This window comes from Pseudomonas kielensis, from assembly GCF_030505375.1.
In the GTDB taxonomy this organism is placed as follows: domain Bacteria; phylum Pseudomonadota; class Gammaproteobacteria; order Pseudomonadales; family Pseudomonadaceae; genus Aquipseudomonas; species Aquipseudomonas kielensis.
Window position 1 is genome coordinate 4,494,297 of the sequence record NZ_CP130043.1, and the last position, 22,437, is coordinate 4,516,733.

The window sequence follows — 22,437 nt, forward strand, 5'->3', positions numbered from 1 at the left end:
CCGCTGATGCCCTTTGCACGAATTTCACTGCACCGCGGGAAGTCGCTCGAGTATTTACAGGCGTTGTCCGAGGGGTTGCACGATGCCTTGGTCGAGAGCTTCGAAGTGCCGAAGGCAGACCGTTTCCAGGTCATACACCAGCATGAGGTCGGCGAGCTGATATTTGATCCGCACTACTTGGGCGGGCCGCGCAGCCATGACTTTGTGCTCATCGCGATCACCGCAGGCCGTCCACGAAGTGTCGAGACCAAGCAGGGTTTTTACCGCGACCTGGTCGAGAAGTTGGGGCGTTCGACGGGCCTGAACGCGGAGGACGTCATGGTGGTCATCACCACGACGGCCGGCGATGAGTGGTCGTTTGGGGGAGGGCGGGGTAACTAGCGGGTGCAATCACGGGGTCGGCGTGTAGTTACCTGTCTACCCCACGACGAACTTTTTTGGCTAATGCAGATCGGCGATCGTTTGACCACGTTCGATGGTGAACACGGGCTCATTGAAAATCCTCTGGCGTATGCAGTCCGGGGGATTGCCGGTAGAAATTTTACGTAAAATTTACGGGGGCTTGAGTATCGGTATCTAATACTGCGCGGTGATCATTTGGAACGCTCTGTTATGTCCCTCGCTGCAATTCGACTTATCGGCTTCATCCTAGGCATTTTTCTGATCACGCTGGCCATAAGCATGGCTATTCCCATGATCACACTGGTGGCCTATGAGCGTAGCGACGATCTGTCGGCCTTTCTCTGGTCGAGTTTGATTACCTTTATCTGTGGCCTCCTGTTGATCGTGCGAGGACGCCCGGATACCGGCCAGCTGCGTCCCAGGGATATGTACCTGCTGACGACTGGCAGTTGGGTGGTTGTGTGCACCTTCGCAGCGTTGCCAATGGTGTTCATCAGCGATATCAGCTACACCGACGCGTTTTTTGAAACCATGTCCGGCATCACCACCACAGGCTCGACTGTAATCACCGGTCTGGATACCGCATCTCCCGGTTTGTTGATATGGCGCTCCATGCTGCATTGGTTGGGAGGTATCGGTTTTATCGGCATGGCTGTGGCGATCCTTCCGCTGTTGCGAGTAGGCGGCATGCGCCTGTTCCAGACGGAGTCCTCAGACTGGTCGGAGAAAGTGACGCCACGTTCCCATGTGGCGGCCAAGTACATCCTTTTGCTCTATCTGGGGCTTACCGGCATCGGCGCTCTGGCACTCTGGCTCGCTGGAATGACGCCATTTGAAGCGGTCAACCACGCAATGTCGTTGATCTCTACGGGGGGGTTCTCAACGTCGGACGCCTCACTTGGGCATTGGACACAACCCGCGATTCACTGGGTGGCGGTGGCCATCATGATTCTGGGCAGCCTGCCTTTCACCTTGTATGTCGCGACATTGCGGGGCAATCGGCGTGCGCTGATCAAGGATCACCAGGTACGCGGATTTATTGGGTTCTTGCTCGTCACATCGCTGGCGGTGGGTACCTGGCTGTGTTTTCACAGCGATTACGGATGGTGGGATGCGTTTCGTATCGTGGCAGTCAATGTGACCTCGGTCGTCACGACCACCGGAGTTGCAGTGGGTGACTACACCTTGTGGGGCAGCTTCGCTGTCTTGCTGTTTTTCTATCTGACCTTTGTCGGTGGATGTTCCGGCTCCACTGCAGGCGGTCTTAAGATCTTCCGTTTTCAGGTGGCTGCCGCACTGCTGGTCAGTAGTTTGAAGCAGTTGATCCATCCTCGAGCCGTGATTCAGAAGAAATACAACGGTCATCCCATTGATGAGGAGATCGTGCGCTCGCTTTTGACCTTCTCGTTTTTTTTCACCATCACGATTGCCGCCATCGCCTTGGGCCTGGCTCTCATTGGACTGGATTGGACAACCGCATTGAGCGGCGCCGCTACTGCGGTGTGTAACGTCGGGCCGGGGCTTGGCACGATCATTGGGCCGGCCGGTAATTTTTCAACATTACCGGATGCTGCCAAATGGCTACTGACCGTTGGAATGCTGCTAGGGCGACTGGAAATTCTGACTGTGTTGGTGCTAATCACTCCCGTTTTCTGGCGATATTGACCTACATTTTCGGGCTCTTTGTCTAAGAGGTGCATGGGTGGTGGTCAAATGACTTGCCGCAGGAAAGCCAGCAACCGCCCGACGCCGATCAGGCACGACGCGCGGTAGCCATAGCGGGTGGCGTTGCTGACCGACAACAGATTACTCGGCCCCGGTGCCATGCTCCGCCGCCAACATCGACCTGAACTGCGCAAGGGTCTCTGAAGGCAGCCCGGCCGCCTCGAACACTGCGCAGGTGAAGCTGACGGGGGCCGGGCCGGGCGCGGTAATGATGCGGTCTGCAACGACCGCGAGCGGACTGCTTCGATAGAACGAGTGCCCGGCATAACCTTGGGCATTGTCCTGCAGGAACTCAGGGGTGTTCGAGGTGTGCGGCACGGTGTCCAGAAGCCCGGCCCTGGCAAGTGCCAGCGTTCCCCCACAGATGCCGGCAATGGTCGCGCCACGTGAACGACTGGCTTGAAGAAAGTCTGAAATATCCGGTGCATGGGCACCTTCCCAGACCGTTCCGCCAATGATCACCACCACATCCGATTGCCAGTCCAGGCAGTGCTGCAGATTGCTGTCGACGGTGACAGGCAATCCACCCTGCGAGTGGAACTGCCCCGCCGCCGGGGCGAAAAACCTGACGTCGATCCCGTAGAACGGCGACCCAGTTCCCGCGATGAATGCATATTCCCAGTCTGCGAAACCGGGTGTCAGTACCAAACTTACGCGTGCCATCAGTCAGTATCCTCCATGAAAGCCGACAATCTAGGGCGATAGCAAACAGGCATCAAGCGCGGCGATGGGTTGAAGGCGGACCGTCACCTGAGAGCGCACCGGGCATCCTCAGGGTTGCTGGGCCTGAGCGGGGGGAGCCTGCTCGGGAGGTCGCGTTCGGCACCTCAAGGCCGTTGAAGGTGCCGAATCAAGGCTGGCGATTGTTTGCGCCAGTCGCCATCGCTAGAAGCTCTCGAGGCTGGCTTTGATTCCAGCGCGTTGCGCCAACTCAATGACTTCTCCCAGCTTCTGGGTGTCAACAATCACACCTTCGTAATTGTCACCCGTGCAGTCCAGGTGGAGATAACGTTTATCGAACCGCGCCAGCCACTGATCAAAGTGTTGGAGAACCTCTGGCATCGATGACGCCTCTTGCCTCACGTAAACGTAGGGTTCTTTCACGCCGCTGGCACTGACCAAATAGGGCGCTTGATACTCGAACACGTCATAACCCTTCCACTCCACGCTGAGGAGAACGAGGTGTTCAAGTTTTTGTCCCTTTGGGTCATTCAGAAACCCTTCCGAGAGGGCACCGGGTGCGTCATCTCCCATTGCGTATCTGCGCATAACGCGCCGGACCAGTCTGCCCCCTTCCTTTTCCGGAATGAGCGCTACCAGCGCTTGGGCAAAAGCCTCGAGTGCTTTTTTCTCGGTGGGATCGCTTCGCTCGGGTCGCAGTTCTTTCATGATTGCTGAAGCGCTGAGGTTGGTTTCCTCAGGTGGCGGGAGGGTAAAGCGTCCACCAAACAACCGATCTAAAATGCCCATGTCCGTCCTTGTCGTTCTTTGAGGAAAACCCGCTGGTCGCGCTCTGCCGTCCATTCTCGCCATTGAGCTTGGTGCTTGAGCGTGAAGTTCTTCGAACTGGTGTTTTCGACCCTATGGCTACCTGCCAGGTTCAATTCTTTTATAGGTAGTCGCGACTCCCAACTATTCTCAAGCCAATCAGGATTCACCCGTGCAACGTCAGGTGTCGAGGATGACTTCGGCATTAGGGAAACCGCTATGACAGATCCGCAAGATAAAGCCGAATCCGAGGCGGATTTAGCTCAGATGGTGATCGGGCTGGGGCCTTGCACTTATTTATTGCTGCTCTTGCTGGGGCTGATCCTGCTGTTTCCCTTTCTTGAGGAGGGGCTGCTTGCTCGCCTGTTGCTCGGCATTCTGTTTTCGGCCGTGCTGCTGGTGGGCGCATTCGCCACCCGGCAGACCCGGTTGGGGTTCATCCTCAAAGTGTGCCTGGCGTTGTTCGGGATCGGCCTTCAATGGGCGGCCTTGTGGACTGAGAGTGTCGCGACTCTTCAACTGGCCGGGATAACCTATGCCACGTCTCTCGCCATTTCGCTCAGCGGCGTGCTTCGCTACCTCCTCAAGCGCGGCCACATTACAGCCGACAAGCTGCACGGTGCGCTGGCGGGCTACATCATGCTGGCCTTCGTCTGGTCCTTCATGTATGCCCTGGTGGAGATTTCCGCCGCGGGTTCATTCGGCCCTGGGAACTTCGATTTCAGAGACCCCGGTACTTTCTTCAAGCTGATCTATTTCAGCTTCACGACGCTTACGACCACCGGTTATGGCGATGTTATCCCCTTGACCAACCACGCCCGCTCACTGGTGATGGTGGAAGAATTTTCAGGCGTCTTTTACGTGGGGGTGGTGATCGCGCGGCTTGCCGGTATTTATCCGGTGCGTCAGGCCCAGTGACGTTCGATTTGCCTGGGTCATCTATGGGCATTGCCGCCCGGATCGCTGATAAGGAGGCTGCTTCTGGTTGAAAGCGCCTGCCTGTTGAGAGGCTCAGCATGACGGCAAAGCTGTCCCGCCCCTGCATACATCGCTGCAAGGTCGGTCACTGAAATGGTTTTAAGCGTTAAGCCGAAAATCCACCGTCAATGCTCAGGCTGGCGCCAGTGATGTACGCAGCTTCAGGGCCTGCGAGGTAGGCGACGAAGCTGGCAATTTCACTATCCTTTCCGTAGCGACCGAGTGCCATTAGCTTTTTAAGTTGCGCAGCAGTTTCGCTACTGGCCGGATTCATATCAGTTTCTACTGGGCCTGGCTGAACATTATTGACCGTGATCGAGCGCGGGCCTAAGTCGCGAGCCAAACCTTTGGTGAAGCCGACAAGCGAAGCTTTACTCATCGCATAAACAGCACCACCAGCGATGGGGGTTCGGTCGGCGTTAATGCTTCCTATATTGATAATGCGTCCACCGGCTCGCATGTGACGGGTTGCTTCTTGGCTAGCGATGATGACACTGCGGACGTTGATGGCCAGTGTGAGGTCGATCTGCGCGAGTGTGAGTTCTTCCAAAGGGCCCCATGGAAGAATGCCTGCATTGTTGACCAGGATGTCCAGCCCGCCGAAATGTTCCGTTGCCTGACGGATAGCCTGCTGCAGTAATTCTGGATTCGCGCTGTCGGCTTGGATAGCGATGGCGTTCCCGCCAGCACCTACGATCTCACTGACTATTTTTTCCGCCGCGACCGTTGACGATTGATAGGTAAACGCGACAGCAGCGCCTTCACTGGCCAGGCGTTTCACGATCGCTGCGCCAATGCCTCGGGAGCCGCCTTGTACGAAGGCAATCTTGTCTTGAAGATTCTTTACTGGGTTCATGTCTGCTCAGTCCTTACCTTTGAAGTTCATTTCGTATCGTTGGATAAGGCTAAGCGATTCACAGACGTTGATTAAGTCCCTAGAATTCCAATCTCTAAGTCCTGCGTGGAATCAATGGTGATGGTCAAGAACCAATTTTTTGAGATTCGAAATTTCGTTTCTGTCGCGCAGGCGGGTAGCTTCACCGTAGCCGCGCAGGCGTTAGGAATGACCGGTTCAGCGCTGAGTAAAAGCATCCTGCGCCTTGAGGCTCGCCTGGGAACAAAGCTGTTGCACAGGACTACCAGGCGGGTGAGTTTGACTAACGATGGTGACTCTTACCTCACGGACTGCCAAAACGCGATGGCGATCCTGGATGAAGCCGAAAGTCGACTGGGTAGCGAGCAGCGGGTACCGGCAGGCAGAGTTCGGATTGATCTGCCCTCGGCATTTGGTCGTAGATATATCCTGCCTTCTTTGCTGGAGCTGTCGAAAGAACATCAACAGCTTGACCTATCAATTACGTTCAGTGATCGAACTGTTGATTTGATGGGGGACGGTATAGACCTGGCTGTGCGTGTGGGACACCTTGATGACAACGTAGATCTGGTTGCACGTCGCCTGGGTGAGCAACGAAGGGTTATCTGTGGCTCTCCCGCCTACTTTGCTCAAAGAGGTTTCCCGCTTATCAAGGAAGATCTCCAGCAGCATTCGTGTGTTACCGGGTGGCCAATGACATTGCGGCATAGCTGGCTGCTCAAGAGCCACGAGGGTGTGACTGAGCCCTATGAGATTCCAGTACGGCATGAAATCGGAGACTGCGAAGCAATCCTTTCAGCCGCTCTGGCGGGCTGCGGGCTTGCCCAAGTGCCCACATGGTTAGTGGAAGAGCACCTTCAATCAGGCGCCTTGGTATCCGTACTTGATGAGCTTGCGGGAGACGATGTACCCATGCACGCCATCTGGATCAAGACGCCTTATATCCAGCCAAAACTGCGTGCAGTGATTGATCGATTGATCCATTTATCCAGTGCTCCTGACAGCAAATTTATTGCCGGATAGGACTCGTGGAGACTACGTGATCTTCAAGCTCTGTAAGGAGCCCTGCTGGCCAATGCAGAGATTTTGCTGAAGGCCAGGCAGGGGACAGGCCCAGGGCTACTTTTTCACCAGCATCGGCCGGGGGGCGGACATTGACGCAGATCTCCAGGCTGGGCAAAGAGGCGCCCTGCCAAGCACGGTGGCTCAGTCGTTCATGTCCTCGGCGTAATGACACGCCACCTGCCGATTGTCGAGCACACGCAAGGCCGGCTCTTCGCTGCTGCAGCGCTCGGTGGCGTACGGGCAGCGCTTGTGGAAGGCGCAGCCGGACGGTGGGTTGAGCGGGTTGGGCAGTTCGCCGACGATCTTGATTTTCGGCTTGTCCGGGTCCGGGTGGATGGTCGGTGTGGCCGACAGCAGGGCCTGGGTGTAGGGGTGCAGGGGACGGGTGTAGATGTCCTCTTTGGGGCCCATTTCCACTGGCCGGCCGAGGTACATCACCATCACGTGGTCGGCCACGTGGCGCACCACCGCCAGGTTGTGGGAGATGAACACGTAGGCGGTGTTGAATTCCTGCTGCAGGTCCATGAACAGGTTCAGCACCTGAGCCTGGATCGACACGTCCAGCGCCGAGGTCGGTTCGTCCGCCACCAGCACCTTGGGTTGCAGCATCATCGCCCGGGCCAGGGCGATGCGCTGGCGCTGGCCGCCGGAGAACATGTGCGGATAGCGCTGGTAGTGCTCGGGCCGCAGGCCGACCTGCTTCATCATCGCCTGGACTTTTTCACGGCGCTCGGCGGCCGAAAGGTCGGTGTTGATCAGCAGCGGCTCGGCCAGTTGGTCACCGATTTTCTGCCGTGGGTTGAGCGACGCATAGGGGCTCTGGAACACCATCTGCACGTCTTTGCGCAACTGCTTGCGCTCGGCCTTGTTGGCCCCGGAGACTTCCTGCCCGGCGATTTTCAGCGAGCCGGAGGACGGCTCTTCGATCAGCGTCAGGGCGCGGGCCAGGGTCGACTTGCCGCAACCGGATTCGCCGACCACGGCCAGGGTCTTGCCGGCTTCCAGTTCGAACGACACGCCGTTGAGCGCCCGCACGGTGGCGTGGCCCTTGAACAGGCCGCGGGAGACTTCGTAGTGACGGGTCAGGTCACGGGCGGTGAGAACGACGGCCATTACGCCACCTCCTGATTCAAGGGATAGAAGCAGCGAGCGAGGCTGTTGCTTTTCGGGTCGAGGGCCGGACGTTGGGTGCGGCAGTTGTCCTGCACGTACGGGCAGCGTGGCGACAGCAGGCAACCCTGCGGACGGTCATAACGGCCCGGCACGATGCCCGGCAGCGTGGCCAGGCGCGATTCGCCCAGGCTGTGCTCCGGAATCGCCTTGAGCAGGGCTTCGCTGTAGGGGTGCGCGGGGATGTCGAACAGCTGTGGCACCTGGCCGACTTCCACCGCTTGACCGGCGTACATCACGCACACGCGCTGGGCGGTTTCGGCGACCACGGCGAGGTCGTGGGTGATCAGCACCAGGCCCATGTCCTGCTCTTTCTGCAGGGCCAGCAGCAGGTCCATGATCTGCGCCTGAATGGTCACGTCGAGGGCGGTGGTCGGTTCGTCGGCGATCAGCAGCTTGGGTTCGCCGGCAATCGCCATGGCAATGGCCACGCGCTGGCTCATGCCGCCGGAGAGTTGGTGCGGGTAGGCGTCCATGCGGCTGGCGGCGCCGGGGATCTCGACTTTTTCCAGCAGTTCGATGGCGCGTTTGCGCGCCGCGCGGCCGGACATTTTCAGGTGCAGGCGCAGCACTTCTTCAATCTGGAAGCCGACGGTGTAGCTCGGGTTCAGGGCGGTCATCGGGTCCTGGAAGACCATGGCCAGGTCCTTGCCGACGATTTGCCGGCGTTGACGGTTGCTCAGCTTGAGCATGTTCTTGCCGTCAAAGTTCAGGGCGTCGGCGGTGACGATGCCGGGGTGCTCGATCAGGCCCATCAGCGCCATCATGGTCACCGATTTGCCCGACCCCGATTCGCCCACGATGGCCAGGACTTCGCCCTTGTCCACGCTAATGTCGAGGCCGTCGACCACGGGGACGGCGGTCTTGTCGCCGAAGCGCACGTTGAGATTCTTGATTTCTAACAGTGACATGGGAATCTCCTCAGGCGGCGTTCTTGAGTTTCGGGTCCAGCGCGTCGCGCAGGCCGTCGCCCATCAGGTTGATTGCCAGCACGCTGAGCAAAATGGTCAGGCCGGGCAGGCTCACCACCCACCAGGCACGTTCGATGTAGTCGCGAGCCGAGGCCAGCATGGTGCCCCACTCCGGCGTTGGCGGTTGTACGCCAAGGCCAAGGAAGCCCAGGGCAGCGGCATCGAGAATCGCCGAGGAAAAACTCAAGGTGGCCTGGACGATCAGCGGCGCCATGCAGTTAGGCAGCACGGTGATGAACATCAGGCGTGGCAGGCCGGCACCGGCCAGGCGCGCGGCGGTCACGTAGTCACGGTTCAGCTCGCCCATCACCGCGGCGCGGGTCAGGCGCACGTAGGAGGGCAGGGACACGATGGCGATGGCGATCACGGTGTTGATCAGGCCAGGGCCGAGGATGGCGACAATCGCCACGGCCAGCAGCAGGGATGGCAGGGCCAGCATGATGTCCATCAGGCGCATGATGGTAGGGCCCAGCAGGCGCGGGAAGAACCCGGCGAACAGGCCCAGCAGGATCCCCGGGATCAGTGACATGACCACCGATGACAGGCCGATCAGCAGCGACAGGCGCGACCCCTGGATCAAGCGCGACAGCAGGTCGCGGCCCAGTTCGTCGGTGCCGAGCAGGAACTGCAGTTGCCCGCCTTCGAGCCAGGCCGGCGGGGTCAGCAGGAAGTCACGGTATTGCTCGCTGGGGTTATGCGGGGCGACCCAGGGCGCGAAGATCGCGCAGAAGATCACCAGCAGCATGAACATCAGGCCGGCCACCGCGCCCTTGTTGCGGGAGAAGGCGTGCCAGAATTCTTTGTACGGGGACGGATACAGCAGGCTTTGATCGACTGCTGCCGAGGGGGTTGGCGTACTCATGGGTAATGATCTCAGCGCTGATGACGGATGCGTGGGTTGGCAAAGCCGTAGAGGATGTCCACCACGAAGTTGACCAGGATCACCAGGCAGGCGATTAACAGGATGCCGTTCTGCACCACGGGGTAGTCCCGGGCGCCGATGGCTTCGATCAGCCATTTACCGATGCCGGGCCAGGAGAAGATGGTCTCGGTCAGGACCGCCCCGGCGAGCAAGGTGCCGACCTGCAGGCCGACCACGGTCAGCACCGGGATCAGGGCGTTGCGCAGGCCGTGGACGAACACCACGCGCGACGGCGACAGGCCTTTGGCCCGCGCGGTGCGGATGTAGTCTTCGCGCAGCACTTCGAGCATCGAGGAGCGGGTCATGCGCGCGATCACCGCCAGCGGGATGGTGCCGAGCACGATGGCCGGCAGGATCAGGTGGTGCAGGGCGTCGAGGAACGCGCCGGTGTCATCGGCCAGCAGGGTGTCGATGAGCATGAAGCCGGTGACCGGCTCGATGTCGTAGAGCAGGTCGATCCGCCCGGAAACCGGGGTCCAGCCCAGGGACACCGAGAAGAACATGATGAGGATCAGGCCCCACCAGAAGATCGGCATCGAATACCCGGCCAGGGAGATGCCCATGACCCCATGGTCGAACAGCGATCCTCGCTTGAGGGCCGCGATCACCCCGGCCAGCAGGCCGAGGATGCCGGCGAAGAGCAGGGCGGCCATGGACAGCTCCAGGGTCGCGGGGAACAACGACGTGAACTCGCTCCACACACTTTCACGGGTGCGCAGCGATTCACCGAGGTCGCCCTGGGCCAGTTTGCCGATGTAGTCCAGGTACTGGGCATACAGTGGCTTGTTCAGACCAAGGCGTTCCATTGCCTGAGCGTGCATTTCGGGGTCGACCCGGCGTTCGCCCATCATGACTTCCACAGGGTCGCCGGGAATCATGCGAATCAACGCGAACGTCAGCAGGGTGATGCCGAAGAACGTGGGGATCAACAACCCCAATCGGCGGGCAATAAAACTCAGCATTTGGGCGACTCACTCCTTATCTTTTTTGTAATGGCGGTTATCGTGCTGGCCGTTCTCAGCCGTTCAGGCTGCGTGGGTCAAGGCTGCTGCTCGACGATTCCCGGTGTGGCGCTAATTGTTCTGGTTGGAGCCGGTGAGGCAGTCCTCGCCGGTCTGGCGCCGGCTCGAGGAAGGCGAAGGGGCCGTTTGGCCGGCCCCTGTCACTCACTGGGCGTTGTTGACGCCGTAGAAGCTGCTGAGTCCGAAGGGGCTGATCTGGAAGCCCTCCACACTGGTGCGCATCGGCTGGTAGACCGTGGAGTGGGCGACCGGGGTGATCGGCACCTGGGCTTTGAGGGCATGCTGCGCTTGTTTGTACAGCGCGGTGCGCTTCTCCACATCGGCGGTGGCCCCGGCGGCCTTCACCAGTTTGTCGTAGTCATCGTTGCACCACTTGGCGAAGTTGTTGCCGTTGACCGCGTTACAGGTGTAGAGGGTGCCCAGCCAGTTGTCCGGGTCACCGTTGTCGCCAGTGAAGCCGATCAGCATGACGTCGTGCTCGCTGGCGTGGGCGCGCTTGATGTACTCGCCCCATTCGTAGCTGACGATGTTGGCCTTGATGCCAATTTTGGCCCAGTCGGCCTGGAGCATTTCGGCCATCAGCCTGGCGTTGGGGTTGTAGGGGCGCTGCACCGGCATGGCCCACAGGGTGATTTGCGTGCCTTCCTTCACACCTGCAGCCGTCAGCAACTGCTTGGCCTGCTGCGGGTTGTAGTCGGCGTCCTTGATTGTCTCGTCGTAGGACCACTGGGTCGGCGGCAAGCCGTTGACGGCCAACTGGCCGGCGCCCTGGTAAACGGCCTCGATGATGGCTTTTTTGTTGACTGCCATGTCGAGCGCCTGGCGCACTTCGAGCGTGTCGAACGGCTTGCGGGTGAAGTTGTAGGCGATATAGCCAAGGTTGAAGCCTGGTTGACTCGGCATCTTGATGTTCGGGTCTTCCTGCAGCGGCTTGATATCGGCCGGGCGCGGGAAGGAGGTGATCTGGCATTCGTTCTTTTTCAGCTTTTGCATGCGCACCGAGGCGTCGGTGGTGATGGCGAAGATCAGGTTGTCGATCTTGACGTCTTCAGGCTTCCAGTAATCCTTGTTGCCCTTGTAGCGAATCTGGGCGTCTTTCTGGTACTTGCTGAACACGAACGGGCCGGTGCCGATCGGCTTTTGGTTGATGTCCTTGGCCTTGCCTTCCTTGAGCAACTGGTCGGCGTATTCGGCTGACTGGATAGAGGCGAAGCTCATGGCCAGGTTCTGGATGAAGGCGGCGTCGACACCCTTGAGGGTGAACTTGACGGTATGGTCGTCGACCTTTTCGACCTGGGTGATCTTTTCGTTCATCCCCATGTCGGTGAAGTAGGGGAACTCGGTGGGGTAGGCCTTGCGGAACGGCATGTCCTTGTCGAGCATGCGGTTGAAGGTGAACAGCACGTCGTCGGCGTTGAAGTCGCGGGTCGGCTTGAAGTAATCGGTGGTGTGGAACTTGACCCCTTCGCGCAGGTGGAAGGTGTAGGTCAGGCCATCGGGAGATACGTCCCAGCGGGTTGCCAGGCCTGGGATGACCTGGGTGCCGCCACGTTCGAACTGCGAGAGACGGTTGAACACGGTTTCGGCTGAGGCGTCGAAGTCGGTCCCTGTGGTGTATTGGCCTGGGTCGAAGCCCGCTGGGCTGCCTTCGGAGCAAAACACCAGATTGCTGGCGGCGTGGGTGACGCCGCAGCCGAGGATCAGGCTGGCGGCAACGATGGTCTTGAACGTGGCTTTTTTACGCATGCGAACCTCATTGTTATTATTTTGAGGGCGGCAGATCAGGTCGTCCCTTTCAGGGGGATGCACCTGACCCTGCGGTTTTACGGGCTGTAGGCAGCCCGTCATGTGAACAGGTAGCCGAAGGCCGACGTACCGGCTCGGGCGGTAGCGCTGAAGGGGGGAGAGGGGAATGCTCGCACCGCCACCGGCCGAGGAAAAACTTAAGTTATTCTAAAATTAATTACAACTTAAATTCAGTGGGGCTTACTTTTTGCCGGCGCACGCTCAGGTCGTGGAGTGGTCGTCGAGCAGCCCGGCCATGGTGGTGACGACCAGCACTTCGGCAACCTCGTCGCCAGCGTTGGCGATGGAATGCTGCTTGGTGGAATCGAAGTGCACCGATCCGCCCGGGCCGAGCGGGTAGGTCTGGCCTTCGATGGTGTAGACGATTTGCCCGGAGAGCACATAGGTAAACTCTGCGCCTTCGTGGGAGATGAGCTCGGACTGGTAGCCCACCGCCATGGTCATCTTCATCGCGTTGACCAGGTTGCCAGGGAAGTTGCTGGACAGGCGCTCGTAGACCAGCGGCTGGCTGCCGATGCTGTACCGCACGCGCTGGCCCTGGTGGGAATCGGGCTGGGGCTGGGAGGGCTGGTTGAACAGGCTGTTGAGCGGAATGCCCAGGGCATTTGCGATTCTCGCCAGCGAGGAAATGGACACGCCAGTGAGGTTACGTTCCGCTTGGGACAGGAAGCTGGCGGTAAGGCCGGTTTCAGTCGCGACTTGGTTCAGGGTCTTGTTGGCGGCGCGGCGGTAGCGGCGCAACCGTTCCCCGATCTGTTCTACGGACATTGGCGTGGCTCGTATTCTGAAAGGCGCCAGTATAGCGGGCGACGCCGTGCAGAAAAGGCTTTTCGCCTCACCGAAATTAAGCTGGACTGAAAAAACCCATTGACGCAAGTTTAAGTCGTGCTTAAATTTCCAACACCGCAAAACAATTCGGGAGAGCGAGATGACAGTGGGCGTAGGTGGCAAAACTCCGGAGCAGGCGCTGGCCGGCCTGGCGAAGATGACCGCGGGCATGACGCCCATTGGCCTGGACGAATACCAGTCACGCATTGCCAAGGCCCAGCGTCTGATGCTCGAGCAGGGCATCGCAGCGCTCTACCTGAACGCTGGTAGCAACCTCTACTACTTCACCGGGGTGAAGTGGAGCCCGAGCGAACGCATGGTCGGCGCCGTGCTGCCCGCCAGCGGCCCGCTGGCTTATATCGCCCCGGCCTTCGAAGAGGGCACCATCCGCGACTTCCGCGAGGTGGATGGGGTTATTCATGGCTGGCAGGAACACGAGAGTCCCTACCGCCTGCTGCTCGACCTGTTCGCTGAAATGGGCGTCGCCGCCGACGCCGTGGTGGGCCTGTGCCCGTCCCTGGCGTTCTTCATGTTCGAAGCAATCCGCCGCCTCGGATCGGATTTGACGTTCGTAGACGCTTCTTGCGTGATAAACCCGTGTCGCTATCACAAGAGCGCGACAGAACTGGCGCTGATGCAGCGCGCCAAAGACATGACCTTGCACGTGCACAAGGCTGCCGCCAGCATCCTGCGCGCAGGCATCAGCACCACCGAGGTTGCCGAGTTCATCCGCGAGGCGCACCGCAAGGTCGGCGCGCCGGGTTCGACCTTCTGCATCGTGCTGTTCGGCGAGGCCAGCGCCTTCCCCCATGGGGTGAAGCACGCGCAGGTGCTCAAGGACGGCGACATGGTGCTGATCGACACGGGCTGCCTGCTCCACGGCTACCAGTCGGATATTACTCGCAGTTATGTGTTTGGCACCCCGAGCGACCGCCAGCGCGCCATGTGGAACCTGGAAAAGGACGCCCAGTTGGCCGCCTTCGACGCCGCGCGCCTGGGCGAACCCTGCCAGGTGGTGGATGCCGCCGCGCGGCTTAGCCTGGAAGCCGCCGGCCTCGGCCCGGACTACCAGTTACCGGGCCTGCCGCACCGTACCGGGCATGGCATCGGCCTGGACATTCACGAAGGGCCCTACCTGGTGCGGGGTGACCAGACGCCGCTGGCCGAAGGCATGTGCTTCTCCAATGAGCCGATGATTTGTGTGCCGGGCGAGTTCGGCATCCGCCTGGAGGATCATTTCTACATGACCGCCACTGGCCCTCGCTGGTTTACCCAGCCGAGCCATTCCATCGACGACCCGTTCGGGTTGGAGGCCTGAGGCCAGGCGCTGGTCCGAGGTGACCAGCTACCTGTGACAGCTGAATGCGTATGATGGCGGGCCATCATTTCCGATAAGGAAATCGCCATGCAGCCTGACAAGGCCTGTTCAGTCGTTCTTTCCGCCACGTGGCCACCCAGGATCCTTCTGTTTCGGCATCCTCAAGCCGGGGTTCAGTTGGTGAAGGGAACCATTGAGAAGGGCGAAACACCGGGTCGAGCTGCCCTGCGTGAACTGGCGGAAGAGTCGGGTATACGCGCTGCCGAAGTCGTGGACGACCTGGGATGTTGGGACTCCGGTCATCACGGCCAGAGCTGGTCGTTTCACCTGTGCAAGACGGATGGCCCCATGCCTGAACAATGGTCACACCAGACGCTCGATGACCATGGTCACGTCTTCGAGTTTTTCTGGGCTTCGCTCGACCACTTGCCCTATGACGATTGCCATCCTGTGTTTCGTCGAGCGCTGGACTTTTTGTGCGCGGTCCTGGAAGCGCGCGGGCACTGGGCGGGCAAGCATCGCTGATGAAACCAGTTCGTAACAGAGACATTTTTCCTGCGAACTTCGGGCTTCAGCTCATGCAAGAGACGCCATCCAGACAGGCGTCTCACAGACCATGGGTGCAAAATGTTCGGTCTTCGTCGCGGCCAGTGTGGACGGTTTCATTGCCAGGGTTGATGGCGATATTGAGTGGCTTCTGGTCTGTTTGAGCGCCGCCTGTTACTTGGGGTGATGTTGGGCGCCGTTAGGGTTGCCCGGCGTGAGATGACTCAAGAAACTGCGCGATCAGCGAAGCAACCTGCTGTTGAATCACCCCGCGCTCACGAGCGCTGTCGCCATCCTGGCAAATGATGCCATCGCCTGGTACTTCCTCTTCGAGCATTGCCTGCGCACCCGGTTTGCACACCGACAAGAAAGTGAAGTGGCTGGCGTCGCTGATTTCGACGTAACGGCTTGACGCCGCAGGCAGGCGGCTGGCCAGGTTGGCAGACTCCAGCTCGGCAGGAAGCTCGCGCGAAGGCGCGCCGGCGGCGATCACCAGCGCGGGCACCGGCAGCGCGGCCAGGCTTGCGTCGGTCATGCCCCGTGACAGCCCCAGGTCTAGGGTGACCACCGCCGTGACGCGTTTATCGCGCCAATCGGCGGCCAACGCGGCCTTGGCTGGTGCGGTGCTTGCCGGGTTCATCTGGGCATAGACGCTGCAGCTCGCCAACTGCGGGTGTGCCTTGCAGTCTTGGGCGAAGCGGTCGGGGTCGAATCGCGCACCGCCGATCTCCAGGGCAGTCCAGCCGCCAAGTGAATGGCCGACCACGGCGATTCGCTCATGGGCGACCGCGCCGAATTTTCCAGGTTGAGCCGTAACCCGATCAATGACTCGGCTCAGATCAACCGGTCGCTGCCATAACTGCGCGGCGGCGTTAGGGCTGCGGTCATGAGTGGTGGAGCCGGGGTGATTGATGGCAGCGACGATGTAACCCTGGTGAGCCAGCGCACTGGCCAGCCAGATCTGGTTGCTCCAGTTACCTCTGTACCCGTGGGAAAGGACCAGCAATGGATGTTTGCCCGCAGCCGGCGGCGCGTCACGCACGGCAGCCGCGCCGACGAACACCACATCATCGCCAATCAGCTGCGCGGCGGCGGTCGTTGTGCTGGGGTACCAGACAACCATTTCCAGTGCGCGCTCATTCTGCGCGTCCGCCAGTGTCGAGGATTGGAAGCCGACGGCGCTTTCCTCAGCGAGTGCGACAGTCGTCAGGCAGGTCAACAGCAGGGCGCCAAAAGCTATTTTCAATGTCGTGTCTTCCTTGATTCCGTCGTTCTGCAGGAACGAGCGTTACAGTACGCCAGGCTCGGATGGAATGAGAATAACCAGGTCTGTATCCCCTATGTCGACACCCGCTTGTGAAAGCAAGGTCGTGACTTGTCCGCGGTGATGGGTCTGGTGGTTGAAGAAATGCATGAGCAACCCGTAGAAGTTCCTGTCAGCGGGGACACCCTTCATGCTGGTGTAATGAAGGGTGTGATCCAGGTCTGACTCTGTAATGGAGCGAGACCACTCGACCATTTGCTGATCGAGCCACACGCGATGCGCCGACAGTTCTCGGATATTCGGGAACAGCAACTGGTCGAGACTTTTGACTGGAAGCTGGCGAATCGGCCCCAGTGTCACGTAGTTCGCGGGGTGGGTGGCGAATCGCTGCAGCCAGACAGTGTCGCCGGCCACCAGGTGGTTCAACGTCCCGAGAATTGAACCAAAGAAGGCTTTCCTGTCCGCGCAGAGTTCTTCATCTGACAGGCTTCTGGCCGCCTCATAGAGCTTGTTGTTCATCCACTCGTTATAGGTCGCCATCAGGTGGATATGGCTAGTGCGGGTCATCGTGTTCATCCTTTTTCCTGGCGCTTGTCATACGGCGGGGCCCATCCCTGAAAGGCCACAGGTATCTCATGCATGTCATCCCCAATGCTCTTACAATCGGCGGATCAACAAACTGGAGGTTGATGTGCAAGATCATAAGCACAATCGGGTGGTCGTCATAGGCGCCGGCATAGTGGGCGCGTCCCTGGCTTATAACCTGTCACGCAAAGGCGCACAGGTTACGTTGCTAGACGCTGGAGATATAGCGTGCGGCGTGACGGGTACTTCATTCGCCTGGATCAACGTTTCTCACGCGGGGGTCGACCCTATCGCGCAATTGCGCAGTCTAGCCGTCAATGAATTCCGTCGACTCGAAGTGGAGGTGCCTGACCTGAACATTCGATGGACAGGTGCCCTGACTTACGGCACGAGCCCTGAGGAAACGCTACAAGCATCAGGTAATAACACGACGGAAAATGTGCTGACTCGTACCCAGGTTCTCGCTATTGAACCCAATCTCAAACATCCCCCTGAATTTGCCTTGTATGACGCGCAAGTGGGGGCTGTGGATGCGGTACAAACAACCCACGCCTTGATTGCTGCCGCCAAAGCTCAAGGCGCCAATGTCTTAACGCACACTCAGGTGCTCGGTTTTACAACGCTGAACGCACGGGTGACGGGACTCAACACTGCAGCCGGAAACATTGACGCCGATCTGGTGGTCATCGCAGCGGGGACGGGTACCAAACAGCTCACCGACATGCTTGACGTCTCTCTTCCTATAGAAGAGTCGCCCGCCATTTTCATTCGTTACAAGGCGCCCGCCAACCTCGTGCATTCCATTATCTCCAGCCCCGCAATGGAAGTCAGGCAAGACGCCGATGGTGCGTTGCTCGCCGCAGAGGATTATCTGGGGGATGCCTTGGAACACCAGCCAGAAGCGGTAGCGCTGCGAACAACCAAGGCCATTCAGGAGCAGCTTCATGGCGCCGATTCCCTCGAGACTGCAATTGGCCTGTGTCGGGCTGAGACCATTTCCCGCCGATGGCATTCCCATTGTCGGCTACTTGCCAAATGTCAGCGGTGTCTATGTCTGCACGATGCACCCTGGCGTAATCCTCGCCCCGATCGTTGGCCGTCTTGCCAGCGAAGAGATACTGGACGCAAAGGTGGCACCCGCCCTCAGCCCTTGCCGCCCCGACAGGTTCTTCAAACCTTAGTGGGGGCTGGTTGATAGCTGTCGCAGTCAAAGAAGCGGCTAGTAAAACATGCATGACGGCGGGTTCAAACCATTCGCTTCGCTCACTGGGGCGGGCTAAATCCCGCCCCAAAAGCTGCCCGTGGCGGCTGGCAGAAATCGCCAAAAGCAGGCATTCGGATGTGCCTAAGAAATCAGAGGCGATTCACTTTCCCAGCCCGAAGTCGGTCACGTAGCTCAGCTAGTTACTCAAAACCCATTATTCAGTCACAGCCTCAAGGTTGATCCAGCTAATACCGCAGCATTAGCGCGAAGAACCTTGATTACTCGACTTTATTGTTTGGCAGTGGCGCGGTATGAATCTCGTCAAACATAGCGGTCGCCACCGCGGCAGCATAAACGATGTATTTCACATCACTCACGTCACTCTTGACTTCATAGATCTCGCAAAGAAGACTTCTTTTGTTCTTGGGTAACTCTACAGGCGACCAAGATGAAGGGCTCTTGAAATTATACTCAGGGCCTTTGTATGTTAAAGATTTTATACCAACAACCATGCGCTTATATTGTTGTCTGTCAGGTCTTCTGGAGTTTTCATAGCTGCCTCTAAATGATCCTAGAGAGCCAGAGACAACATCTATGCACGCCTTGTCTAGCGCAGTCTCATAATCCGCAGCCGCATATGTTCCAACGCGCCCATGGTCGGAATAGAATTTTGCACGCGGCGACAAGTTTTCTTCTGGGTATTTGGGGGTGTATTCATCACCTTCGAAGTAATATTCGATGTATCCTTTCGAAATATCTACCATGCTGTATCTATTTCTCTTTTCTATTACCTCATTGAAAGAATACCAGCGCTGCTCAATTAGTTTGTGCTCGACTTCTAATTCGCTCGCAAGAACCTGTAAGGAAAGCGCAGGCCCAAACAATGCAGATGCAATCAAAAGATTTTTCATGGATTCACCTAAGGCATGGTTTTTAATTTTGCTTTTTTTTAATCAGTGCGCGATAGAGTTATGCATTTATCTCATAGCACAATCTGCCTTATCCATAAGCGTAATCGCCCCCCAATTCCATAGATACCTGCAAGCTTCAATGAAGGTCGACTAAGCCGGTAGCGGCCTGCCGCCAGCGTCTGCTTGCGCCAAGAGCGGGTCCAAAGTTAACCACTAAACAATACCTTTCCCTTCCAGTATCAGGCTGACTGTCTTGGCGAATTTCAAGAGGTTCGATCCGCAAGACGTTCTTGAATGAGCGGTTACCCAGGCACGCTCGGCACATTGAGCCCGACTTTCACACGGTCCAGCGCCACGATTGTCTTGAACCAGGTAACGTTGGAATTTTCGGCAAACAATCGCCGCGCCAACGCCTGGTATTCCTTCATGCTGGCAACGGTTAACACCAGGACGAAATCCACTTCGCCGGTGACGTAGTAGCACTGCTGAACTTCGGGGACCGCGAAGTGTGCCTTCATCGCCTCCAGCGCCTCGATGCTAGTGCGCTCTGCCATCACTTCGACAATGATCGTGATCGGCCGTCCTACGGCGGTGGGATCCACGATGGCTACGTTGCCCGTGATGACTCCCCGCTCTTCCATCCGCTTGATGCGGCGCTGAACGGCGGCCGTGGAAAGATTGACCTGCTCGGCCATAAGGCGCAGCGGCATAGTGTTGTCGCGCTGAACGAGGTCCAGGATGGCACGGTCGAATTTGTCCAACGATTCAGGTGCTGCGTCGTTTTTTGCCATGGTAAACCCGTGAGAAATTTTCTCGAAAACTATCAGAAAACTGCGCCCCTTTATCTAGCCTAGAGAAATATTATCTTGCCAGCAGTCTGCGTACGCAGCCTTAGTCGGGAACACACACAGGATATTATTGGCATGCTCGCACTGTTCCATCTTTCCCCAGTCCTGTTGGTTACAGCCATGCTCGTGGTGCTGCGCCGGCCACCCGTTCACGCCGCCATTGCAGGCACTCTATTAGTCATGGTGCTCTGGCTCGCCGGCGCTGCCGACGCGTGGCGCCTAGGCAGTATGGTGGCCGCCGCTCAAGATACGGCCGTGCTGTTTGCAAGTACGGCTTTCGTGATCGTTCCAGGTCTGGTCTTCGTGATTTTTATCGAGCGCATGGGCGTCAACCTGGCGCTTAGCCAATGGGTGCGGTCACTGGGGCTTGGACGCGGCGATCAAGTCGTGTTTATCGTCCTTGGACTGGCACCGTTGCTCGAAGCGATGACCGGCTTCGGCGTGTCGTTGATCGCTACGGTGCCTCTGCTGCTCAGTCTCTTCGAACGTCGGGTCGCGCTACGAATAGCACTGACCGGCATGGCAATCATGCCCTGGGGAACGCTGGGCTTGGCATCTGTCATTGGTGCTTCGTTGGCTCACCTGGACGCACCCGCGCTGGCATCGACCTCGGCACTGACCAGCGCACCGGTTTTCTTGGCCCTCAGTGCAATCGCGCTCTATCTTGCAGGCGTTCGTGACTCGCGGGAGTGGAGGGCGTTGGGCGCTTTCTGGCTGCTGTTTGTGGGCGTGCTTTACAGTGCTAGTCGATGGCTGGGGCCGGAAGTGGCCGGCGTTGCCGCGGGCCTGGTGACGGCAGCAGCGGTACTCTCTGTTGGGCTGTGGCGCCTGCGCCGCAACGATAGCGAGCGCGGTGCGGTGCAATGGCCGCGTCAGGCATGGCCGTATCTGGTGCTGATTGTCTGCATTGTCGCGTTGAAGATGGTGTGGACGATCACCTCTTGGCAGGATCACTGGGTTGTACAGGGCGCCCAGGTCACCTGGAAGCCACTCGCCTCACCAGGCCTGGCACTGGTTCTGGTGCTGATCGGGCTAGGGTTTTACACGCGCAACACACAACGCCAGACAGCACTCGACGTCAACATGCCTGCTGCGCTGGTGGCGCGGGCGAAGCGGCCATTGTTGACCATTTTCTTTTTTCTCGCGATGTCGCAGATGATGGTGAAGGCCGGCTTCCTCGCGGGTTTGATGCAACTGCTGGCGGGCCTGTCGCCCACGGCCGCGACGTCGCTGGTTGCCATGTTTGGCGCGCTGTCAGGCTACATGACCGGGTCGAATGTTGGCGGTAATGCGATCTTCATGCCGGCCATCGCGATGTTGCCCGAATCCTCACGCCTATTGTTGGCTGCCGTCCAGAACAGCTCGGCAGGGCATGCAGCGCTGGGCTCGCTGTCGGTTGTCATGCTGATCCTGGGACTTGCTAAAACCCAGGCCAAGGAGGAAGGCGAACTGGTGAGGTTTGGCTTCATGCTGGTCTGTCTCAATACCGCGTTAGTCGCGTTGGGCGCAGCGTTGCTGAGTGGATAGCAGGGTATTAACCAGCAGGCATTTACCCAGCGAATCCTAAAGGGATTTACTACCCATTGATTCGATCCCGCAACCGATGCTGTCTGACGGCAAAGCCGAGTCAGATAAGCGAGCGAGGCTGCTGATCATGGAGCATAGGGTAGATCGGCTGTCCTTCAGTCGAGTGCAGATGGACGCAGGCAACCGATAGCCATGGCGACCAGACTGTCGAGCAAGGCCGGCTGTTCCAACTGCGCCGGCATATCCTCCAACACCGAGCGAATTACACTGCGCAACCCCTGTCCGAGCAAATAAGCCGCCAAGGCAGGGTGCTCCGTGGTGATCTCATGCTCGTACAGATGCAGGAGCGGCAGCCACGTCGCTTCGATGAATTCCCCTGTCGTGTGGTAAGGGCCACGCCACATTCCCAGGTGCAGGGCGGAGTGGTAACGCAAGTGAAAGGCCTTGTTCAATTTGAACAGGCGTGTTTCGACGCGAATGATATTGGCAAAAATATCCCGTAATGCCTGCGCTCGAGATCATCTCGGTGCTGGGTGTCGGCTACGATGGCATCGACCTTGAGGCTGCGCGCGATCACAATGTTTGTGTTACCCATACGCCAGGTCTTTCCACCGAAGACATCGCGGATTTTGCCATGGCACTGTTGCTGTGTGCTTCACGCCAAGTGCTCAGCGCTGACCGGTTTGTGCGACGAGGTGAATGGACAAGCGGCCGCTATCCGATGACTGCGCGGCTCCTTCGTCGACGAAGATGCACTTGTGGAGGCCTTGCGCGACCGCAAGATTCTCGCGGCGGGGCTCGATGTGTTTGGTGATGAGCCGTACGTTTCGCGGGCATTGCTAGCGCTACCCAACGTGGTGCTGACACCGCATATGGCCAGTTCGACTCATGCGACAGTTCAGGTAATGCTGGATCTGACTTTCGATAACGTCGCGGCTCACTTCGCGGGGGAGCCTGTATTAACTCAAGTGAACTAGCGCTGC

The 22,437-nt window shown here is 58.7% G+C and carries 23 protein-coding genes and 3 pseudogenes; 11 read left to right on the forward strand and 15 right to left on the reverse strand.

Annotated elements, in window-relative coordinates:
• Nucleotides 1–6 precede the first annotated feature (6 nt).
• Both Q1W70_RS21015 and Q1W70_RS21020 read left to right on the forward strand, forming a co-directional pair.
• Nucleotides 7–381: a tautomerase family protein gene (locus Q1W70_RS21015; protein ID WP_166591959.1), complete on the forward strand. Its 375-nt coding sequence runs from the start codon at nucleotides 7–9 to the stop codon at nucleotides 379–381.
• Between the two features lie 231 nt (nucleotides 382–612).
• The gene (locus Q1W70_RS21020) at nucleotides 613–2,067 is read left to right on the forward strand and encodes a TrkH family potassium uptake protein (RefSeq protein WP_166591958.1); all 1,455 of its coding nucleotides are present in this window, start codon (nucleotides 613–615) and stop codon (nucleotides 2,065–2,067) included.
• Between the two features lie 62 nt (nucleotides 2,068–2,129).
• On the opposite strand, the pseudogene Q1W70_RS21025 reads toward Q1W70_RS21020, so the two are convergent.
• The 3 genes and pseudogenes from Q1W70_RS21025 to Q1W70_RS21035 form a co-directional block, all read right to left on the reverse strand.
• Nucleotides 2,130–2,228: pseudogene (locus Q1W70_RS21025) on the reverse strand (LysE family translocator); the annotation flags it as partial.
• Nucleotides 2,209–2,790: a DJ-1/PfpI family protein gene (locus tag Q1W70_RS21030; RefSeq protein ID WP_166591957.1), complete on the reverse strand. Its 582-nt coding sequence runs from the start codon at nucleotides 2,788–2,790 to the stop codon at nucleotides 2,209–2,211. The gene Q1W70_RS21030 and the pseudogene Q1W70_RS21025, both read right to left, overlap by 20 nt.
• 222 nt (nucleotides 2,791–3,012) lie before the next feature.
• On the reverse strand, nucleotides 3,013–3,597 hold the full coding sequence (locus Q1W70_RS21035; RefSeq protein WP_302097851.1) for a DUF6630 family protein: 585 nt from the start codon (nucleotides 3,595–3,597) through the stop codon (nucleotides 3,013–3,015).
• 237 nt (nucleotides 3,598–3,834) lie between these two features.
• Here Q1W70_RS21035 and Q1W70_RS21040 point away from each other — a divergent pair, with 237 nt between their 5' ends.
• Nucleotides 3,835–4,533 carry a potassium channel family protein gene (locus Q1W70_RS21040; protein ID WP_166591955.1) on the forward strand — a complete coding sequence of 233 codons (699 nt, stop codon included), beginning with the start codon at nucleotides 3,835–3,837 and terminating at the stop codon, nucleotides 4,531–4,533.
• Between the two features lie 166 nt (nucleotides 4,534–4,699).
• On the opposite strand, the gene Q1W70_RS21045 is transcribed toward Q1W70_RS21040, so the two are convergent.
• Nucleotides 4,700–5,449, reverse strand: a complete 750-nt coding sequence (locus Q1W70_RS21045) for a 3-oxoacyl-ACP reductase family protein (protein WP_185818814.1) — start codon at nucleotides 5,447–5,449, stop codon at nucleotides 4,700–4,702.
• A gap of 120 nt (nucleotides 5,450–5,569) precedes the next feature.
• Here Q1W70_RS21045 and Q1W70_RS21050 point away from each other — a divergent pair, with 120 nt between their 5' ends.
• Nucleotides 5,570–6,490: a LysR family transcriptional regulator gene (locus Q1W70_RS21050; protein WP_166591953.1), complete on the forward strand. Its 921-nt coding sequence runs from the start codon at nucleotides 5,570–5,572 to the stop codon at nucleotides 6,488–6,490.
• Nucleotides 6,491–6,673: 183 nt separating this feature from the next.
• Here Q1W70_RS21050 and Q1W70_RS21055 read toward each other — a convergent pair whose 3' ends face one another.
• From Q1W70_RS21055 to Q1W70_RS21080, 6 genes are all read right to left on the reverse strand, one after another.
• The gene (locus Q1W70_RS21055) at nucleotides 6,674–7,645 is read right to left on the reverse strand and encodes a peptide ABC transporter ATP-binding protein (RefSeq protein ID WP_302097853.1); all 972 of its coding nucleotides are present in this window, start codon (nucleotides 7,643–7,645) and stop codon (nucleotides 6,674–6,676) included.
• Nucleotides 7,645–8,613, reverse strand: a complete 969-nt coding sequence (locus Q1W70_RS21060; RefSeq protein WP_302097854.1) for an ABC transporter ATP-binding protein — start codon at nucleotides 8,611–8,613, stop codon at nucleotides 7,645–7,647. Before Q1W70_RS21060 ends, Q1W70_RS21055 begins: the two co-directional genes overlap by 1 nt.
• A gap of 10 nt (nucleotides 8,614–8,623) precedes the next feature.
• Nucleotides 8,624–9,535, reverse strand: coding sequence for an ABC transporter permease subunit (locus Q1W70_RS21065; RefSeq protein WP_166588792.1), 912 nt, complete (start codon nucleotides 9,533–9,535; stop codon nucleotides 8,624–8,626).
• Nucleotides 9,536–9,546: 11 nt separating this feature from the next.
• Complete coding sequence (locus Q1W70_RS21070; RefSeq protein WP_159995088.1) at nucleotides 9,547–10,557, reverse strand: ABC transporter permease subunit; 1,011 nt, start codon at nucleotides 10,555–10,557, stop codon at nucleotides 9,547–9,549.
• Between the two features lie 204 nt (nucleotides 10,558–10,761).
• The gene (locus Q1W70_RS21075) at nucleotides 10,762–12,363 is read right to left on the reverse strand and encodes an ABC transporter substrate-binding protein (RefSeq protein WP_166590686.1); all 1,602 of its coding nucleotides are present in this window, start codon (nucleotides 12,361–12,363) and stop codon (nucleotides 10,762–10,764) included.
• 261 nt (nucleotides 12,364–12,624) lie between these two features.
• The gene (locus tag Q1W70_RS21080; protein WP_166590685.1) at nucleotides 12,625–13,191 is read right to left on the reverse strand and encodes a helix-turn-helix domain-containing protein; all 567 of its coding nucleotides are present in this window, start codon (nucleotides 13,189–13,191) and stop codon (nucleotides 12,625–12,627) included.
• Between the two features lie 160 nt (nucleotides 13,192–13,351).
• Between Q1W70_RS21080 and Q1W70_RS21085 the strand changes: the two genes are divergently transcribed.
• The 3 genes and pseudogenes from Q1W70_RS21085 to Q1W70_RS27160 all read left to right on the forward strand — a co-directional run.
• The gene (locus Q1W70_RS21085; RefSeq protein ID WP_166590684.1) at nucleotides 13,352–14,569 is read left to right on the forward strand and encodes a M24 family metallopeptidase; all 1,218 of its coding nucleotides are present in this window, start codon (nucleotides 13,352–13,354) and stop codon (nucleotides 14,567–14,569) included.
• Nucleotides 14,570–14,656: 87 nt separating this feature from the next.
• Nucleotides 14,657–15,094, forward strand: a complete 438-nt coding sequence (locus Q1W70_RS21090; protein WP_166590683.1) for an NUDIX hydrolase — start codon at nucleotides 14,657–14,659, stop codon at nucleotides 15,092–15,094.
• 91 nt (nucleotides 15,095–15,185) lie between these two features.
• A pseudogene (locus tag Q1W70_RS27160) lies at nucleotides 15,186–15,266 on the forward strand (dihydrofolate reductase family protein); the annotation flags it as partial.
• A 48-nt stretch (nucleotides 15,267–15,314) separates the two neighbouring features.
• Here Q1W70_RS27160 and Q1W70_RS21095 read toward each other — a convergent pair.
• Nucleotides 15,315–16,361: an alpha/beta hydrolase family protein gene (locus Q1W70_RS21095; protein ID WP_302097855.1), complete on the reverse strand. Its 1,047-nt coding sequence runs from the start codon at nucleotides 16,359–16,361 to the stop codon at nucleotides 15,315–15,317.
• 42 nt (nucleotides 16,362–16,403) lie between these two features.
• A complete protein-coding gene (locus Q1W70_RS21100; RefSeq protein WP_166590689.1) occupies nucleotides 16,404–16,946 on the reverse strand; it encodes a DinB family protein in 543 nt (180 codons plus the stop codon).
• A 124-nt stretch (nucleotides 16,947–17,070) separates the two neighbouring features.
• Here Q1W70_RS21100 and Q1W70_RS21105 point away from each other — a divergent pair.
• Nucleotides 17,071–18,145, forward strand: a pseudogene (locus Q1W70_RS21105) (NAD(P)/FAD-dependent oxidoreductase).
• Between the two features lie 301 nt (nucleotides 18,146–18,446).
• Here Q1W70_RS21105 and Q1W70_RS21110 read toward each other — a convergent pair.
• Together Q1W70_RS21110 and Q1W70_RS21115 are read right to left on the reverse strand one after the other, a co-directional pair.
• Nucleotides 18,447–19,079, reverse strand: a complete 633-nt coding sequence (locus tag Q1W70_RS21110) for a hypothetical protein (protein WP_302097856.1) — start codon at nucleotides 19,077–19,079, stop codon at nucleotides 18,447–18,449.
• A 302-nt stretch (nucleotides 19,080–19,381) separates the two neighbouring features.
• Entirely contained in the window at nucleotides 19,382–19,870 is a 489-nt protein-coding gene (locus tag Q1W70_RS21115) for an Lrp/AsnC family transcriptional regulator (protein WP_166590679.1), read from the reverse strand.
• A 132-nt stretch (nucleotides 19,871–20,002) separates the two neighbouring features.
• Here Q1W70_RS21115 and Q1W70_RS21120 point away from each other — a divergent pair, with 132 nt between their 5' ends.
• Nucleotides 20,003–21,454 carry an L-lactate permease gene (locus Q1W70_RS21120; RefSeq protein ID WP_185818485.1) on the forward strand — a complete coding sequence of 484 codons (1,452 nt, stop codon included), beginning with the start codon at nucleotides 20,003–20,005 and terminating at the stop codon, nucleotides 21,452–21,454.
• Between the two features lie 155 nt (nucleotides 21,455–21,609).
• On the opposite strand, the gene Q1W70_RS21125 is transcribed toward Q1W70_RS21120, so the two are convergent.
• Entirely contained in the window at nucleotides 21,610–21,888 is a 279-nt protein-coding gene (locus tag Q1W70_RS21125; protein WP_244647710.1) for a hypothetical protein, read from the reverse strand.
• 68 nt (nucleotides 21,889–21,956) lie between these two features.
• Here Q1W70_RS21125 and Q1W70_RS27165 point away from each other — a divergent pair, with 68 nt between their 5' ends.
• Together Q1W70_RS27165 and Q1W70_RS21130 are read left to right on the forward strand one after the other, a co-directional pair.
• Nucleotides 21,957–22,268 carry a Rossmann-fold NAD(P)-binding domain-containing protein gene (locus tag Q1W70_RS27165; RefSeq protein WP_367186758.1) on the forward strand — a complete coding sequence of 104 codons (312 nt, stop codon included), beginning with the start codon at nucleotides 21,957–21,959 and terminating at the stop codon, nucleotides 22,266–22,268.
• The gene (locus tag Q1W70_RS21130; RefSeq protein WP_232534539.1) at nucleotides 22,213–22,431 is read left to right on the forward strand and encodes an NAD(P)-dependent oxidoreductase; all 219 of its coding nucleotides are present in this window, start codon (nucleotides 22,213–22,215) and stop codon (nucleotides 22,429–22,431) included. The genes Q1W70_RS27165 and Q1W70_RS21130 overlap by 56 nt, the downstream gene beginning before the upstream one ends.
• Nucleotides 22,432–22,437: the final 6 nt, after the last annotated feature.

Bases quoted from the DNA above. Each gene is read 5' to 3' on its own strand.
- Q1W70_RS21015 (WP_166591959.1), top strand. From the start codon at position 7: ATGCCCTTTGCACGAATTTCACTGCACCGCGGGAAGTCGCTCGAGTAT.
- Q1W70_RS21020 (WP_166591958.1), top strand. From the start codon at position 613: ATGTCCCTCGCTGCAATTCGACTTATCGGCTTCATCCTAGGCATTTTT.
- Q1W70_RS21030 (WP_166591957.1), bottom strand. From the start codon at position 2,790: ATGGCACGCGTAAGTTTGGTACTGACACCCGGTTTCGCAGACTGGGAA.
- Q1W70_RS21035 (WP_302097851.1), bottom strand. From the start codon at position 3,597: ATGGGCATTTTAGATCGGTTGTTTGGTGGACGCTTTACCCTCCCGCCA.
- Q1W70_RS21040 (WP_166591955.1), top strand. From the start codon at position 3,835: ATGACAGATCCGCAAGATAAAGCCGAATCCGAGGCGGATTTAGCTCAG.
- Q1W70_RS21045 (WP_185818814.1), bottom strand. From the start codon at position 5,449: ATGAACCCAGTAAAGAATCTTCAAGACAAGATTGCCTTCGTACAAGGC.
- Q1W70_RS21050 (WP_166591953.1), top strand. From the start codon at position 5,570: ATGGTCAAGAACCAATTTTTTGAGATTCGAAATTTCGTTTCTGTCGCG.
- Q1W70_RS21055 (WP_302097853.1), bottom strand. From the start codon at position 7,645: ATGGCCGTCGTTCTCACCGCCCGTGACCTGACCCGTCACTACGAAGTC.
- Q1W70_RS21060 (WP_302097854.1), bottom strand. From the start codon at position 8,613: ATGTCACTGTTAGAAATCAAGAATCTCAACGTGCGCTTCGGCGACAAG.
- Q1W70_RS21065 (WP_166588792.1), bottom strand. From the start codon at position 9,535: ATGAGTACGCCAACCCCCTCGGCAGCAGTCGATCAAAGCCTGCTGTAT.
- Q1W70_RS21070 (WP_159995088.1), bottom strand. From the start codon at position 10,557: ATGCTGAGTTTTATTGCCCGCCGATTGGGGTTGTTGATCCCCACGTTC.
- Q1W70_RS21075 (WP_166590686.1), bottom strand. From the start codon at position 12,363: ATGCGTAAAAAAGCCACGTTCAAGACCATCGTTGCCGCCAGCCTGATC.
- Q1W70_RS21080 (WP_166590685.1), bottom strand. From the start codon at position 13,191: ATGTCCGTAGAACAGATCGGGGAACGGTTGCGCCGCTACCGCCGCGCC.
- Q1W70_RS21085 (WP_166590684.1), top strand. From the start codon at position 13,352: ATGACAGTGGGCGTAGGTGGCAAAACTCCGGAGCAGGCGCTGGCCGGC.
- Q1W70_RS21090 (WP_166590683.1), top strand. From the start codon at position 14,657: ATGCAGCCTGACAAGGCCTGTTCAGTCGTTCTTTCCGCCACGTGGCCA.
- Q1W70_RS21100 (WP_166590689.1), bottom strand. From the start codon at position 16,946: ATGACCCGCACTAGCCATATCCACCTGATGGCGACCTATAACGAGTGG.
- Q1W70_RS21110 (WP_302097856.1), bottom strand. From the start codon at position 19,079: ATGAAAAATCTTTTGATTGCATCTGCATTGTTTGGGCCTGCGCTTTCC.
- Q1W70_RS21115 (WP_166590679.1), bottom strand. From the start codon at position 19,870: ATGGCAAAAAACGACGCAGCACCTGAATCGTTGGACAAATTCGACCGT.
- Q1W70_RS21120 (WP_185818485.1), top strand. From the start codon at position 20,003: ATGCTCGCACTGTTCCATCTTTCCCCAGTCCTGTTGGTTACAGCCATG.
- Q1W70_RS27165 (WP_367186758.1), top strand. From the start codon at position 21,957: ATGCCTGCGCTCGAGATCATCTCGGTGCTGGGTGTCGGCTACGATGGC.